The organism is Streptomyces sp. NPDC043996, assembly GCF_056435225.1.
Genome location: NZ_JBWKEY010000015.1, coordinates 194,919 through 210,048, shown reverse-complemented (window position 1 = coordinate 210,048; position 15,130 = coordinate 194,919). Strand labels below are relative to the sequence as shown.

The window sequence follows — 15,130 nt, the reverse complement described above, 5'->3', positions numbered from 1 at the left end:
GCGGGTCAGGAGGGCCCCGGCCTCACGAGGGGCGCGGCAGCCGCCGCCGCGGAATGGCGACCCGGGTGCTTCCCGAGTCGGCGGGGCGCTCGGGGTCGTACACCGCGAGGACCGGCCGGTCGAGCGCCCCGCGGTCCACGACGAGCCGGACGCTGTGGCGCGCGCCCCGGCGGTCGTAGAAGACGACGGTCACCTCGCCGCGCCTGCCGCGCACCGGCCGCCAGCCCACCAGGTGGGCCTCGGCCGTGGCGAAGCCGCCGCGCAGGCGGCGCAGCGCGGCGGTGCGGCGCAGGCTGACGACGGCGCCCCACAGCGCCACGCAGGCGCCCGCGGCGGCCACCGCCCACAGGAACGTCAGCCAGGCCGTGACCGTGTGGCGGCCGACGGGCGCGACGAGCATGAAGTCCGTGACCGTGCCGGAGGACACGCGGCCGTCGGCCATCGCGTCGTGCCAGCCCGCGATGGCGGCGAGCGCGCTCAGGGCGATGACCGCGCCCACCGTCGCGCGGTGCAGGAACCTTACGGCGGCGAAGCCGAGGAGGACGGCGACGCCGATGCCTATCTCGGGTGCCACGGCCGCGAGCTGGTCGCTGCCGCCGCAGTCCGCGTCGTCGTAGCAGGACCACTGGACGTTCGAGGCGTCGTACGTGCTCAGGTGCCACACGAGCCAGACCAGCCAGGCCAGCAGCGCGCAGGCGAGCCCCCGCAGCGTGACACCGAAGGTCTTCCGGCTCAACTCCCGTCCCTGCCTCGTGGTTCGGCGGCGCCTCGCGGGCGGCCACCCGGATCATCCCGTCAACATCCGTGCAGGCTACATGCTGTCGCGGCGGGCCACCATGGGGCGCCGCACACGGGTGCGCGTCAGTCGCGGGCGAACCAGGTGGGCCCGTCCGCCATCGCCTGCTTGATGCGGAACAGGCCGCTCTCGTGCACGTCCGGCAGCGCGTCGAGCGCGAACCAGCCGACGTCGAGCGACTCGTCGTCGTTGACCCGCGGTTCGCCGCCGACCGCGCGGCAGCGGACGGTGATGTCCATGAACTGGCACTCGTCGCGGTTCGGATACGTGACGCGCGGAAGCGCCTCGACCAGCACCACGCGCTCGGCCACGCAGCGCACGGCGGTCTCCTCGTAGACCTCCCGCACGGCGCACGCGGCGGGCTGCTCCCCCGGCTCGGGAATGCCGCCGATCACCGACCACTTGCCGTTGTCGACGCGCTTGCCGAGCAGCACGCGGCCCTCGTCGTCGAAGACGATCGCGGTCACGCCGGGCAGCCACAGCAGCTGGTGGCCCGCGTCGACGCGCAGGGTCTTGATGAAATCCGGTGTCGCCATGATCCGCACCCTAACCGTCGGCCCTGAGCCGCTTGCGCGCGATCACCAGGCCGATTCCGGCCACGCCGAGCCCGGCGAGCAGCACTTCGGGCCAGCCGCCGAGCCGGGTCGCGAGCGTCAGCGAGCTGCGCTTGGGCACCTCCGCGACCAGGGACTCGGCCGTGAACATCCCGGTGCGCTGGGCGACCGTGCCGTCCGGGCGGATCACGGCGCTCACCCCGCTGGTCACCGGCACCATGACGGCCCTGCCGTGCTCGACGGCCCGCACCCGGTCTATGGCCAGCTGCTGGTACGTCATCTGGCTGCGCTCGAAGGTGGCGTTGTTGCTGGGCACGGAGAGGATCTGCGCGCCCTCCTTCACCTGGTCCCGCACCACGGAGTCGAACGCGGCCTCGTAGCAGGTGACCGGCCCCACCTCGGTGCCCGCCATGTCGAAGACGACGGGCTTGTCCCCGGGCTGGAAGACGCCGGCGCGGTCGACGTCGGAGCTGAACACGCGGAAGAAGTCGCGGTAGGGCATGTACTCGCCGAACGGCTGGAGGTGCCGCTTGTCGTAGTGGGCGCCGGGGCCGGTCTTGGGGTCCCAGAGGATCTGCCGGTTGCGGGGGCTGTCGTCGCCCCTGACGACGGCGCCCACGGAGACGGGGGCCTTGATGGCCTTCACCGCCTTGTCGATCTCCGCGTAGGCGTCGGCGTTGGCGTACGGGTCGATGTCGGAGGAGTTCTCCGGCCACAGCACGAGGTCGGGCTGGGCCGCCTTGCCCCGCTTGACCCGCTCGGCCAGGCGCAGCGTCTCGCGGACGTGGTGGTCGAGGACGGCCCGGCGCTGGGCGTTGAAGTCCAGGCCCATGCGCGGCACGTTGCCCTGGATGACGGCGACGGTGGCGGTGCCGTGCTCCGCCTCCGTGGACACCAGCGGCAGCGCGGCCGCCCCCGCGGCGACGGGCAGCGCGGTGAGCGCGGCGGCGGCCAGCACACCGCGGTCGCGGGCCCGGGGCGCGGCCCTCAAGCGGCGGACGAGGTCGCCGAGGCCGAAGCCGCACAGCACGACGGCGAAGCCGAGCAGCGAGGTGCCGCCGAGCGAGGCAAGCGGCAGGAACAGGCCGGTGGGCTGGCCGAAGGCGACCTTGCCCCACGGGAAGCCCTCGAACGGGAACCGCGCCCGCGCCGCCTCCAGGAGGATCCACACCCCGGCGGCCCACACGGGCCACACCGGGAGCCGCGACACCCAGGCGATGCCCAGGCCCGCGAGCCCGAGGAACAGCGCCTCGGCCACGGCGAGCGCGACCCACGGCAGCGGCCCCACGTCCACGCCGGTCCACGACAGGAGCGGCAGGAAGTAGCCGAGCCCCATCAGCAGGCCGAGGCCGAAGCCGGAGCGGGGCGCGCGGCCGTGCAGGACGAACCCGAGGAGGGCGAAGGAGAAGGGCGCGAGCCACCACAGCTCGCGCGGCGCGAAGCTCAGGTACAGCAGGACGCCCGAGAGCACCGCGGCGGCGGCCGGAACCAGCCGTCTCCGGGCCCGCTCCGCACGGGATCGTGGTGCGGGCTGCGGTGCGGGCTGCTCCGATGTCTCACTGGGAGCGGTGGTGGCGGTCACTCGGGGAGTGTACGGCGCGCCATCTGGACGCCGACAGCGCGGTCCGCCCGGCGCGGACGGCCGCCCCGCGTGTCCGTCGCACACATCTGCTAGATCGTTTCTGCGCGAGACATCCACAACTGGTGTCATCAGCCGCTACGGTGTGCCGCAGTCCCTGACGTGCGACGGGATGGAGCCACACGGGCGGGGCCCGCAGACATCCGGGGGGCGGATTGGGGTCGACGGGGGCGGTTGCGACGGCCGGGTGGACCGGGCAGCGGCGCGGGGTCGCGGACGCGAGCGGTCTCGCGGTCCTCGCGGCGTGCGCGGCGTGGGCGCTGGTCACCGCGGGGCTGCGGGGCGGGCGCCCGGACGGCGTGCTCCTCGCGGTGCTCGCGGTCGCCGCCGGTTACGCGGGCGGGCGCATCGCCGGGGCCCTGCTGCCGGTGGCGGCGCCCTGCGTGGGCGCGCTCGCCGGTGTGGCCCTGGCCGCGGCGGCACCGCATGTGACGCCGGGTCCCACCAGCGTGTCTCCGCTCGGGCCCATCGGGGCCACGGCGGCGCTCCTTGGCCTGTCGGCGGGCGCGGCGTGCTGCGCGGCGTGGGCGGCGCGCGGGCCGGGGCTCCGGCTGTGCCTGCGCCTGCTCGCCGTCGGTGTCATGGGGGCCGCGGCGGCGCTCGGCTCGACGGCGGGGTTCCTCGCGTGCGCCGGGATCGTGCTGTGCTCCCACGCGGCGGCCCTCGCGCCCCGCCGCTCGGTCGGTCTCGCCGGGTTCGCGCTCGCGGCGACGGTGGTCGCGGGGGCGGCCTGGGCCGTCGCCGACGACGTCCTGCCCGAGGGCCTCACGGTGTCCCTGGAGGGCCAGCTCGGTGGCCACCGGGTGCAGATGTGGCGGGACGCGGAGGGCCTGGCGGCCGGGCATCCGGCGCTCGGCGTGGGCCCGGGCCGCTTCGGCGACGCGTCACCCACGGTCACCGCGGGCCTGGCCACGGACACCAAGCCCCACTCGGCCCTGCTCCAGCAGGCGGCGGAGCAGGGCTTCGTCGGCATGACCCTGCTGGCGGCGGCCTTCGTCTGGCTCCTGTTCGCCCTGTACCGCTCCCCGCGCTCCACCCCGGTCACCCTGACGGCGGCCGCGTCCCTGACGGCCCTCGCCGCGATCGCCACCCTCGGCAACGCGCTGAGCGTGACGTCGGTGACGGTGGGCGCGGGCCTCCTAGCGGGCATCGCGACGGCCCGCCCACTGGAGGAGAGCGGGTGAGGGCAGCGCCCCGAAGGGGCGCGGGGAACTGCGCGCCCAGCCACGACGCACCCGCACATACCCTCCCAGAGCCGAGCCAGGGAAAAAGGCAGGGGAAGCGGGGCACCCCCGCAAGCCAAGCCCGGTCAGGCCGCGGTCGTACCCGCGCCCCGCAGCCGGTCACGAATGACACGCACCGCACTCTCCGCGTTATCCACGGTCACCGTGAACTTGTGGCCGTCGCCCAGTTGCAGGACGACGCCCTCGCCGCGGCGGACGATGACGGCGGTGCCCTGGTCGGGCCGCCAGCGGTAGCCCCAGCCGCCCCATTGGCGGGGGGTGACGGCCGGTGCGAAGTCGGCGTCGACCACGTGCGAGAGGAGGATGCGGCGGCGCGGCACCCCGATGTGGCCGCAGCGCACCTCCAGCGAGTCCGCGTCCACCTTCACGGCGACGTGGACGAAGGCCAGCGTGCCGAACAGGACCAGCAGGCCGACGGCGATGCACCCGACGACCGACATGACCAGCGCCAGGACGCCCGAGGACCACAGGGACTCGACAGCCAGGTCGATGCCGAGGGCCAGGCAGGCCGCACCGGCGCAGGCAAGCAACCACTGGACGCGGTTCGACGCGCGCCCGGTCCAGATCTCGGTCTTGTCCTCGGCGGCAGCCCGCTCGCCGTGGGCGTGGTCCGTCATGACAACGAGACTACTCACGATCCGCGGCGAAGGCACCGCGTCGCGGAGAGTCACCCCCGCGGAGGACCGGTCCGGTCGCGCCGGGTCAGGGCCGCAGCGCCGGGGTGGCCTGCGCCAGGAGGCGTCCTTCCGCGTACGCCAGGGCGGCGGGCGGCAGCGCCGACTCGCGCCCGCTGAGGATCACGGTGAGGCCGCCGTGGCCGTCCCGCGCGCGGGCCGCCTCACCGGCCCGGCGCAGCGCCTGCGCGGCGACCGCTCCGGCCGAGCCGTGCAGGACCAGCGGCGGCAGCTCCGGCCGCTGCACGGCGGCGCGGATGCGCTCCGCGACCAGCTCGTAATGGGTGCAGCCCAGGACGACGACCCTTACATCGGGCGGGGTGAGGGCGGCGGCCGCGGCGATGGCGCGCGCGATGGCGTCCTCGTCGGCGTTCTGGACCGCGTCGGCCAGGCCCGGGCAGGGCACCTCGGTGACGGGGACGCCGTCGGCGAAGTCCTTGATGAGGCCGCGCTGGTAGGGGCTGCCGGTGGTGGCGGGCGTGGCCCAGATGGCGACGGGTCCGCCGCCCGCGGCGGCGGGCTTGATCGCGGGGACGGTGCCGATGACCGGCAGGTCCGGCTCGAAGCGGTCGCGCAGCGCGGGCAGCGCGTTCACCGTCGAGGTGTTGCAGGCGACGATCATCGCGTCCGGCCGGTGCGCGGCGGCGGCCTCGGCGACGGCGAGGGAGCGGCGGACGATGTCTTCTGGAGTGCGCGGTCCCCAGGGCAGTCCGTCCGGGTCCGAGGAGAGCACGAGGTCGGCTCCAGGGGCCAGGCGTCGTACCGCGGTGGCCGCGGCGAGCAGTCCGATTCCGGAGTCCATCAGCGCGATCTTCACCCGGTCACCTTAGTCGATCGAACACACGAACCGGGCACGGTGGGGCAGACTGCGGCGGATGAGTGCCGTTGCGTGGACCGCCGCCGCCTCGCTGGGCGCCTGGCTGTGGCTGCTGCTTGGACAGGGTTTCTGCTGGCGTACGGACCTGCGCCTTCCGCCGCGCCGCGAGCCGGACGCATGGCCGTCGGTGGGCGTCGTCGTCCCCGCGCGGGACGAGGCCGCGGTGCTGCCCGACAGCCTGCCGTCGCTGCTCGCGCAGGACTATCCGGGGCGCGCCGAGGTGTTCCTCGTCGACGACGGCAGCACCGACGGGACGGGCGCGCTCGCGCGGGAGTTGGCCGCGCGCCACGGCGGGCTCCCGCTGACCGTCACCGCGCCGGGCGAGCCGCCCGCCGGGTGGACGGGCAAGCTGTGGGCGGTGCGGCACGGCGTCGGCCTGGCCCGCGCGCGGGACCCGGAGTACCTGCTCCTGACCGACGCGGACATCGCCCACGAGCGCGACAGCCTGCGCGCGTTGGTGGCGGCCGCCGAGACCGGCGGCTATGACCTCGTCTCGCAGATGGCGCGGCTGCGGGTGGCCAGCGTCTGGGAGCGCCTGGTCGTCCCGGCGTTCGTCTACTTCTTCGGACAGCTGTACCCGTTCCGCTGGATCGCGCGGAAGGGCGGGCGGACCGCCGCCGCGGCCGGCGGCTGCGTCCTGCTGCGTACGGACGCCGCCGAGCGGGCCCGGGTGCCGGACGCGATCCGGCACGCGGTCATCGACGACGTGGCCCTTGCGCGTGCCGTCAAGGGCGGCGGCGGCCACATCTGGCTGGGGCTCGCCGACCGCGTCGACAGCGTGCGCCCCTATCCGCGCCTGGCGGACCTGTGGGGGATGGTGGCGCGCAGCGCGTACGCCCAGCTGCGGCACAACCCGGCGGTGCTCGCCGGGACGGTGGCCGGGCTCGCGCTGGTCTATCTGGTGCCGCCGCTGGCCCTGGTCGCGGGCCTCGCGGCGGGCGACGCCCCGGCCGCGCTCCTCGGCGGCCTGGCGTGGCTGGTGATGACGGCGACGTACCTGCCGATGCTGCGCTACTACCGCCAGCCGCCGTGGCTCGCGCTCACGCTCCCCGCGACCGCGTTCCTGTACCTGCTGATGACGGTGGACTCCGCGGTGCGGCACTACCAGGGGCGGGGCGCGGCGTGGAAGGGCCGTACGTACGCGCGTCCGGACGCCGCCGAGGCGGCGCCCGAGTCGCGGACGTGAGCGGTCACTTCCTGCCGGGCGTCCAGTTCATGCCCCAGCCGTACGCGTAGTCGATGGTGCGCTGCGGGCTGACGCCGCGCTCGGGCACCAGGTAGCGGGCCTCGCGCTGGACGACGAGTTCGCCGTTGGTGTTCGTGATGAGCGCGAGGGCGCACACCGTCGACGGCACGGTGCACTCGTCAAGCGAGAAGTCGATGGGCGCGCCGTGCTGCGGCGTGAGCGTGACCGTCGCGTGCAGGTCGGCGAAGCTGCGGGCGCCTTCGTAGATGGTCACGAAGATGACCATGCGCCGCAGTTCCTGGGCGTGGTCGAGGTTGACGGTGAGGTTCTCGCCCGTCGACACCGCTCCGGTGCGGTCGTCGCCGTCGAGGAGGATGTACGGGGGCTGGTTCAGGGCGCCGAAGGCGTTGCCGAGGGCCTGGACGACTCCCTTGCGGCCGTCGGTGAGTTCGTACAGGGCGCACAGGTCGAGGTCGAGGTCGGCGTGCATGGCCACGGCGCGTCCGAGCTTGCTGGCCCAGCCCTTGAACTGCTTGCGCACCTCCCAGTTGAGGTTCACGCGCAGCGCGCCCGAGGTGCCGCCCTGCTTGGTCAGGGAGACGGTCGGCGCCTCCTTGGTGAGCGTGACCTTCGTCAGGCGCACCGGCTGGGCGGGGGCGGCGGGCGGGGGCGGCGGCGCGACCGGGGCGGGGGCGGTCACCGCGGGAGCGGGAGCGGGCGCGGCCACGGGCGGTGCGGGTGCGGGCGGCGGCGTGGGCGCCGCCTGCTGCGGCTCGTCCACGGTGATGCCGTAGTCCGTGGCGAGGCCCTCCAGGCCGCTGCCGTACCCCTGGCCGACGGCACGGAACTTCCAGGCTCCCTGGCGGCGGTAGAGCTCGCCGAGGACGAACGCCGTCTCCACGCTCGCGTCCGCGCTGTCGTAGCGCGCGATCTCCGCGCCGCTGGCGGCGTCGACGACCCGGATGTGCAGGCCCGGCACCTTCCCGAACGAGCCGCCGTCCGAGGAGGCGGCGAGCACCACCGTCTCGACGGCGGGCTCCACGCGCGCGAGGTCGACGACGAGGGTGTCGGTCACGCCGTCGCCCGCAGCCTTCTTGCCCTCGTGGCGCACCGCGCCGGAGGCGTGCGTCGCCTGGTTGTAGAACACGAAGTCGGCGTCGGAGCGCACCTTGCCGGACGCGCCGAGCAGCAGCGCCGAGGCGTCGGCGTCCGGAACACCGGGGCCCGAACCCCAGCCCAATTCGACCCGTACGGCAGACGCCCCCACGGGAACATTCGAACCTTTGGCCATAGACATGTCTGCCCCCATCACCAGAGCCGGGTCCGGCAGGACCGCCGTTCCGTTCCCGCCCAACCTATTACCTGGCATTCGCGGACGCGCACGCGCCGTCCCCGAAACGGCCGACGTCAACCGCCGGTCGACCGCCGGTAACCCTTCGGGACCGCTGCCTTTACAGGATCCCTACGGCGTTGCGCGACCGATTTTCCCAGGTTCGCTCGCATTGAGGATCTGACGTCACTGCCAACACGTCAAACAACCCTCTTATCGGTCTCCCCAACCAGCACATCAAGGGCTTAACTTATGGAGCATGACCTCCCCCCGCTCCACTTATGGCGGCGGTTACTACTCCGCGCCGTCCTTCCCGGACACCCCCATCTACGACTCGCTGGTCGCCGAGCGGGGCACCCCGCAGATCGCTCCGATCCGCGTTCCGTCCGCCTATGACACGGGCAGCCACCTCCCCGCCCTCCCGGCCGCGCTGCCCGCCCTCCCCTCCGGCCCGTCGATGGGCCACTCCCCGATGGCGGCGGCGCCCATGGCCCCCGCCCACCCGAACCCCGCCTACGGCTACGCGCCCGCCCCGCAGCCCGCACCGCTGCAGCAGGCCCCCGCGCCGTACATCCCGCAGCAGGCCGGAGCCCCCCGCGGCTATCCCGGCCCGCAGCCGCAGCGCCCCATGGGGACGAACACCGGGTACGAGGCGATGCGCCCCGCCGCGCCGCGCCCGGCCCCCGCGCCCCACGAGGATCCGTACAACCGGCAGTACCGCGGCTACTGACCGCGTACGGCCGCTCCTGCCCCCGCCCACCGGCGGGAGCCGGTCGAGACGCGACGACCGCGTCCCTGTTCGGCGTTGACCGCCGTCGAGTCTCGTACCGACGGCGGCGTACGCATGCCCGCGCCCGGTCGGCGGCCCGCGCTTGCCCATGAACCGTTTCCGGCCGAATGTCGTCGCGCCCCGGCATCCTGCCCCGAGCGGCGGACGACCGATGGCGCACCGCCCTGGCCCCCTCACCGGTGCGCAGGTCAGCGGCACCACCTCTCGGCTCCGCTTCGGCCCGCCCCGCCGCTCCGAGCGCACCGGCGCCATCCGTATCGGTGACCCGCCCCCGATCCTCGAATGAATCGCGCGACAGCGGGGAACTCGACTGCGGGGCAAGGTCGTTGACGCTCGTGGGACGGTCCTGGCGGGGCCGTGGCGGGCATGTGGCGGGACGAGTCCGGAAAGCGACGAGAAGGAGGGTGATGTCACTCTCTCTTCTCGTGACCCACGCGTGAACCGTGCCGTTCCCGGTCAGGACCGTGGTGACAGACGCGGAAGGGGGTGCAAGGCCGTGCGAGCGATCGCCGGACTCTGGCGCTGGCGCCGCAACCCGCTGCGCCGCGGGACGGACCTCACCGAGGCCTGGGTGGCCCTCGTGGCCCTCCTGCTGATCGCCGTGGCGGCCCCGGTGGTCGGGGCGGTCACGGCCAGCCTCACCCATGACGCGCTGCTGCGCTCGGTGGAGGCGCAGCGCGCGGCCCGCCACGCCGTGACGGCCACCGTCCTGCAGGAGACCGACCAACCGCCCCTGGACCCCGACCCGGAGACGTCCACCGCGCGCGACGCGCACCGCCGCGTGCTCGCCCGCTGGACCGGTCCTGACGGCTCGGGGCACGCGGGCACGGTCGTGTCCGACCTCAAGTCGCCCCGCCCAGGCGACCGGTTCACCGTCTGGACCGACAAGGCAGGCCAGGTCGTCGGCCGCCCGCTCGACCCCGTCACCGCGACCACGCACGCCGCCCTCGCCGGCTTCGGCGCCGCCCTCGCGAGCGCCGGACTGGTGGAAGGCGCCCGGCGGCTGCTCCTGTGGCGCGTCGTCCAACGGCGCTACGCCCGCTGGGACCAGGCCTGGGAGCGAGCGGGCCCGGACTGGGGCAAGGCCGGTACGGGCGCCTGAGCCCGCCGCACCGGCACATGGGCAGGTGAGAGCCTGGCCATCGGGTCAACTCCCCCGCTCCGCGCGCGCTACGGTGGAGCGGGCGAACTCTTCGGCCCCCTTGCGCGCGGGCGTGAGGTCCCGCGTACGTCGAGGTGGGGGCAGAGCAACTCCATGGCACAGGGCACGGTCCAGGTGACGCACACCGGTACGTCGCGATGGCGGCGCCGCACGGGCGAGTACGCATCGCTGGCCGCCGCCCTGGAGGCCGCGGGTGACGGGGACGTCCTGACGGTCGCCCCGGGGACGTACCGCGAGAACCTCGTCGTCCAGCGCGCGGTGACGCTGCGCGGCCCCGAGGGCTCCCCCGGCTCCGTGCGCATCGCGCCCGCCGACGGCGTGCCGCTGACGGTGCGCGCCTCCGCGGTGGTGCAGGACCTGCACATCGAGGGCCAAGACTCGGCCGCGCCCGCGCTGCTCGTCGAGGACGGGGCGCCGGAGCTCACCGACATCCGCGTCCTGACGCGCTCGGCGGCCGGGATCGAGGTACGCGGCGGCGCCCGCCCGACGCTGCGCCGCTGCACCGTCGACAACCCGGGCGGCATCGGCATCGCCGTGCTCGACGGCGGGGGCGGCGTGTTCGAGGAGTGCGAGGTCGTGGCCGCGGGCCAGTCCGGCGTCGCGGTGCGCGGCGGCGGGCATCCGCGCCTGGAGCGCTGCCGGGTGCACCACGCGTCGGGCGCTGGCCTTTCGGTGACCGGCGAGGCCAGCGGCCTGGAGGCCGTCGGCTGCGAGGTGTACGAGGTCAAGGGCGCGGGCGTGCAGATCACCGCGCGGGCCACCGCGCACCTCACGGACTGCGCCGTGCACCGCACCACGTCCGACGGCGTCACGCTGGACACGGACGCGGTCCTCACGCTCGCCGACTGCCGCATCCACGACATCCCCGAGAACGCCGTCGACCTGCGCTCGCGCTCGGTCCTGACGCTGACGCGCAGTACAGTGCGCGAGTTCGGCCGCAACGGCCTGTCCGTGTGGGACCCGGGCACGCGCGTCGACGCCAACCAGTGCGAGATCCACGACAGTACGGGCGACTATCCGGCGGTGTGGGTCAGCGACGGCGCGACGGCCGTCCTGGAGTCGTGCCGGGTGCACGACGTGCCGGACGCGCTGTTCGTCCTCGACCGCGGCTCGCGCGTCGACGTCATAGACAGCGATCTGACGCAGGTCCGCAACACCGCCGTGTCGGTGAGCGACGGCGCGACGGCGCAGCTCGACGACGTGCGCATCCGGGAGGCCGCCACCGGCGCCTGGTTCCGCGACCACGGCAGCGGCGGCGTCCTCGCGGACTGCGCGATCGACGGCACCCAGACCGGGGTGATCGTCACCAAGGGCGCCGATCCGGTCCTGGAGCGCTGCACGGTCACCTCGCCCGCCGAGGCCGGTTTCTACGTCTCCGCGGGCGGCCGGGGCAGCTTCCAGCGCTGCAAGGTCACCGGCAGCGGCGGCTACGGCTTCCACGTCATCGACGGCTGCCGCACCTCCCTGAAGCGGTGCCGCACCGAGCGGTGCGCGCGCGGGGGCTATGAGTTCTCCGAGGACGGGCCGACGGCCGAGGACTGCACCAGCGACGAGAGCGCCAGCGCCAGGACCGCGCCGCCGCAGGCGGCTCCGCTGACGGCCACGCAGTCCACGGGCCTGCTCGGCGCGGTGCCCGAGCCGCGCGTCACCGAGCGGCCCGCCGCACCGCCCGCCGCGCCGCCCGCCGCGCCGCCCGCGCGCACCTCGAAGGACGTGCTCGGGGAGCTGGACGCGCTGGTGGGCCTGGAGAGCGTCAAGCGCGAGGTGCGGGCGCTCACCGACATGATCGAGGTGGGGCGGCGGCGTCAGGAGGCGGGCCTCAAGGCCGCGTCGGTCCGCCGCCACCTGGTGTTCACCGGCTCCCCCGGCACGGGCAAGACGACCGTGGCCCGGCTCTACGGCGAGATCCTCGCCTCGCTCGGCGTCCTGGAGCGCGGCCACCTCGTCGAGGTGTCGCGCGTGGACCTGGTGGGCGAGCACATCGGCTCGACGGCGATCCGTACGCAGGAGGCCTTCGAGAAGGCGCGCGGCGGCGTGCTGTTCATCGACGAGGCGTACGCGCTGTCGCCGGAGGACTCCGGCCGTGACTTCGGCCGGGAGGCGATCGACACGCTGGTGAAGCTGATGGAGGACCACCGCGAGGCCGTCGTGGTGATCGTCGCGGGCTACACGGAGGAGATGAACCGCTTCCTGTCGGTCAACCCCGGTGTGGCGTCCCGCTTCTCCCGCACCATCACGTTCGGCGACTACGCCGCCGAGGAGCTCCTGCGCATCGTCGAGCAGCAGACGGACGAGCACGAGTACACGCTCGGCGCGGGCACGGGCGAGGCGCTCCTGAAGTACTTCGCGCTGCTCCCCAAGGGGCCCACGTTCGGCAACGGCCGCACCGCGCGGCAGACGTTCGAGGCCATGGTCGAGCGGCACGCGGGCCGTGTCGCCCAGCTTCAGACGCCCAGCACGGACGACCTCACCCTGCTGTACCCGGAGGACCTGCCGGACCTTCCCGGCCTGCCGTAGGCCTCCGCCCGGGCCCTTCCATCGCCCCGTTCGGCGCGGCGTCCGGCGCCGTGGCCCGTGTCTGCGGGCGCGGCACGGGGGGCCTGAGCCGGGCGAGCAGCCGCGCGCGCTCCTCGGCGAACGCCGGATCGGCCTGGTAGTCGCCGTGCCCGAGGATGGGCGCGGGCAGCGGGTGCGCCGCGGTGCGGCCGTACGCCAGGGGGTCCTTGAGCACGGCGCGGTCGACCTGGGGGCCGCAGTCGCCGTGCAGCCGGACGGGGCCGCCGATCGGGTCGGTGTCGCGGTGGAGGTTGCGCCAGCAGTCGACCTCGCGGTGCAGGGTGCTCAGCGCGGCGGGCCCGAAGTGCGCGGGGAACCAGCGCCCGTACAGCCGCTCCAGCGGGGAGCCGTAGGTGAGCAGGGCGACGCGCTTGCGTACGGAGGGCAGCAGCTGCCAGGCCGCAGCGGCGGCGAGGACGCTGCCCTGGGAGTGCCCGGAGAGGACGAGGCGGCCGCCGGTGGCACGGGTCCAGGTGTGCATGCGCCAGGTCAGGTCCGGCACGGCGCGCTCGGCGTAGCAGGGCGGCGCGAACGGATGGGCGGCGCGCGGCCAGAACGTGCCGACGTCCCAGAGGATGCCGATGGTGCGGCGGGCGGAGGCGTCGCGGTAGGCGCGGCGGCCCCAGGTGACGAACAGTATGAAGCCGAGGCCGATCAGCCAGGAGCCGAGGGCCTGCGCGGTCTCGGCGGTGCCCGCGACGAAGGCGGGCGCGTCCTTCGCCGCCTCGGCCGGGGTCCGCCCGCTCACCCAGGCTCCGGCGAGCGCCCCAGCGCCGAGCAGCAGGGTGGTGGCGGAGGTGACGCAGACGAGCACCGGCACCCGGTCGGTGAGGGTGGCGCTGGCGCGCCTGCGCGCGATGCGGCGCGTGCGGGCGGTGTCGGGGCGCTCGCCGGGGTAGTCGCGGGGCACCTGGAGGCGTTCGCGCCGCAGTCGGCCCGCGACGCGCACGCCGAGCACGCCGCACAGGACCGCGATGACCACGAGCAGCGGCGGGATCACGGAGGCCTGCCAGGTGAGCAGGGCGGGCGGGCCCTCGATGGTGCCGCCGGTGCCGTCCAGCCAGTCGGCGACGCGCTGGGAGCCGCCGCCGGACATCACGCCGCCGAGCGCGCAGGCGAGCATCGCCACGGCGGGGCCGCCGAGGCCGCGCATCGCGGTGCGGGCGTCGGGCGCCGCGCGGTACAGGGAGGTGGCGGTCGCGGCGAGGGCCAGGACCAGGGCGCCCTGGACGAGGGCGATGCCGCCGAAGGTGGCGTTGCCCGGAAGCCCGCCCGTGGAGGTCCACTCGGGGCGCGACCAGCCGGCGTACAGGACCGCGAGGACGAGCAGGACGAGGCTGGCGAGCGGCAGGCCGCGCACGAGCGTGCGGTCGAGCCGCTGGTCGAGGCGGCGTTCGCTGCGGCCCCTGCGGCACACCACCCACACCACGAAGACCGCCGATGCCGTGAGGGCCGCTAGGAGGGTCCAGCCGAGGGCGTTCAGGAGCGCGGGGCCGCCCGGGCGCCGGTCGTAGCGGGCCGCGGCCGCGCCGACGGCGGCGGCGACCGTGAGCAGGCCGGCGGCGGTGTGGGCGCCGCGAAGGCGGGCGACGAGCCTGCGCCCGTACCAGAACCCGGGGCGGCCGAGGGCGGTGCGGCTGGTCTCCTCGGGATCCGGCTGGTGCGGCAGCGGCTGCTGGGACTCGTAGGCGCTCCAGGTGCGGTGGGACAGGTACCAGAGCAGGCCGGTGAGCGCGGCGGGCAGGAGGGCGGCGAGGGCGAGGCGGCGTCCGGGCTGGGACCACCAGCCGCCGCCCCCGGCCGCGTCCGGGGCGAGGAAGCCGAGCCAGGAGTGGTCGCTCACGCACGCGCGCGTGCCCGCGCACTGCCAGGCCGCCAGGTCGATCGCGATCTCGCAGGCCGCGGCGGTCAGGAGCACCGTGAGCGTCAGGGCCACCAGGCGCACCAGGAGGCCGTAGGCGCGGACCGTGCGCCGCATGCGGCGGGCGGTGGGGCGCATCCAGTGCGCGAGGTTGACCACCATGAAGGGCAGCAGCAGGAGCCACAGCGCCCGGGAGCCGTTGCCGGAGGTCAGGTTGGACCAGACGTAGGCCTCGGGGACCGGGCGGTCGCGGTAGTCCTCCGGGTGGGCCTCGGCGTCGACGTCGTCGGCGCGGCGGTGGACGGCCGCGGTCTCGTCGCCCAGGACGCGGACGGTCCGGGGATCGTCCAGCATCTCCTGCGGTGTGGTGCCCCCCACTCCGTGGACGAGGAGCTCCAGGGCGGTGCGTTCCACCGGACCGGCATGGCGGTCCTGAGCCGTGACGGGTGGTTCCTCGATAC

13 protein-coding genes are annotated in these 15,130 nt (G+C 74.9%); 6 read left to right on the top strand and 7 right to left on the bottom strand.

Going from position 1 to position 15,130, the window contains the following annotated elements:
- Window positions 1–22: 22 nt before the first annotated feature.
- The 3 genes from AC07A4_RS33585 to lnt all read right to left on the bottom strand — a co-directional run bounded on the left by AC07A4_RS33585 (window position 23) and on the right by lnt (window position 2,932).
- On the bottom strand, window positions 23–736 hold the full coding sequence (locus AC07A4_RS33585) for a hypothetical protein (protein WP_478606119.1): 714 nt from the start codon (window positions 734–736) through the stop codon (window positions 23–25).
- Between the two features lie 125 nt (window positions 737–861).
- The gene (locus AC07A4_RS33580) at window positions 862–1,332 is read right to left on the bottom strand and encodes an NUDIX hydrolase (protein ID WP_478606117.1); all 471 of its coding nucleotides are present in this window, start codon (window positions 1,330–1,332) and stop codon (window positions 862–864) included.
- 10 nt (window positions 1,333–1,342) lie between these two features.
- Window positions 1,343–2,932, bottom strand: a complete 1,590-nt coding sequence (gene lnt, locus AC07A4_RS33575; protein WP_478606114.1) for an apolipoprotein N-acyltransferase — start codon at window positions 2,930–2,932, stop codon at window positions 1,343–1,345.
- 212 nt (window positions 2,933–3,144) lie between these two features.
- Here lnt and AC07A4_RS33570 point away from each other — a divergent pair, with 212 nt between their 5' ends.
- Window positions 3,145–4,173 carry an O-antigen ligase family protein gene (locus tag AC07A4_RS33570; protein ID WP_478606112.1) on the top strand — a complete coding sequence of 343 codons (1,029 nt, stop codon included), beginning with the start codon at window positions 3,145–3,147 and terminating at the stop codon, window positions 4,171–4,173.
- Window positions 4,174–4,298: 125 nt separating this feature from the next.
- Here AC07A4_RS33570 and AC07A4_RS33565 read toward each other — a convergent pair whose 3' ends face one another.
- Together AC07A4_RS33565 and AC07A4_RS33560 are read right to left on the bottom strand one after the other, a co-directional pair.
- Complete coding sequence (locus tag AC07A4_RS33565; protein ID WP_478606110.1) at window positions 4,299–4,850, bottom strand: hypothetical protein; 552 nt, start codon at window positions 4,848–4,850, stop codon at window positions 4,299–4,301.
- A gap of 85 nt (window positions 4,851–4,935) precedes the next feature.
- Window positions 4,936–5,724, bottom strand: coding sequence for a glutamate racemase (locus tag AC07A4_RS33560; RefSeq protein ID WP_478606107.1), 789 nt, complete (start codon window positions 5,722–5,724; stop codon window positions 4,936–4,938).
- Between the two features lie 58 nt (window positions 5,725–5,782).
- On the opposite strand from AC07A4_RS33560, the gene AC07A4_RS33555 reads away from it, so the two are divergent.
- Window positions 5,783–6,970, top strand: a complete 1,188-nt coding sequence (locus AC07A4_RS33555; protein WP_478606105.1) for a glycosyltransferase — start codon at window positions 5,783–5,785, stop codon at window positions 6,968–6,970.
- Window positions 6,971–6,974: 4 nt separating this feature from the next.
- Here the strand turns inward: AC07A4_RS33555 and AC07A4_RS33550 are convergent, their stop codons facing one another.
- Window positions 6,975–8,267 carry a TerD family protein gene (locus tag AC07A4_RS33550; RefSeq protein ID WP_478606102.1) on the bottom strand — a complete coding sequence of 431 codons (1,293 nt, stop codon included), beginning with the start codon at window positions 8,265–8,267 and terminating at the stop codon, window positions 6,975–6,977.
- A 292-nt stretch (window positions 8,268–8,559) separates the two neighbouring features.
- On the opposite strand from AC07A4_RS33550, the gene AC07A4_RS33545 reads away from it, so the two are divergent.
- The 4 genes from AC07A4_RS33545 to AC07A4_RS33530 all read left to right on the top strand — a co-directional run bounded on the left by AC07A4_RS33545 (window position 8,560) and on the right by AC07A4_RS33530 (window position 12,769).
- Window positions 8,560–9,030: a DUF6643 family protein gene (locus AC07A4_RS33545; protein ID WP_478606100.1), complete on the top strand. Its 471-nt coding sequence runs from the start codon at window positions 8,560–8,562 to the stop codon at window positions 9,028–9,030.
- A 211-nt stretch (window positions 9,031–9,241) separates the two neighbouring features.
- Complete coding sequence (locus tag AC07A4_RS33540) at window positions 9,242–9,376, top strand: hypothetical protein (protein WP_478606097.1); 135 nt, start codon at window positions 9,242–9,244, stop codon at window positions 9,374–9,376.
- 210 nt (window positions 9,377–9,586) lie between these two features.
- Entirely contained in the window at window positions 9,587–10,192 is a 606-nt protein-coding gene (locus AC07A4_RS33535) for an Rv1733c family protein (RefSeq protein WP_478606095.1), read from the top strand.
- Between the two features lie 153 nt (window positions 10,193–10,345).
- Window positions 10,346–12,769: a right-handed parallel beta-helix repeat-containing protein gene (locus AC07A4_RS33530; RefSeq protein WP_478606093.1), complete on the top strand. Its 2,424-nt coding sequence runs from the start codon at window positions 10,346–10,348 to the stop codon at window positions 12,767–12,769.
- On the opposite strand, the gene AC07A4_RS33525 is transcribed toward AC07A4_RS33530, so the two are convergent.
- Window positions 12,720–15,023, bottom strand: coding sequence for a hypothetical protein (locus tag AC07A4_RS33525; protein WP_478606267.1), 2,304 nt, complete (start codon window positions 15,021–15,023; stop codon window positions 12,720–12,722). The two genes, AC07A4_RS33530 and AC07A4_RS33525, sit on opposite strands and share 50 nt — an antisense overlap.
- Window positions 15,024–15,130: the final 107 nt, after the last annotated feature.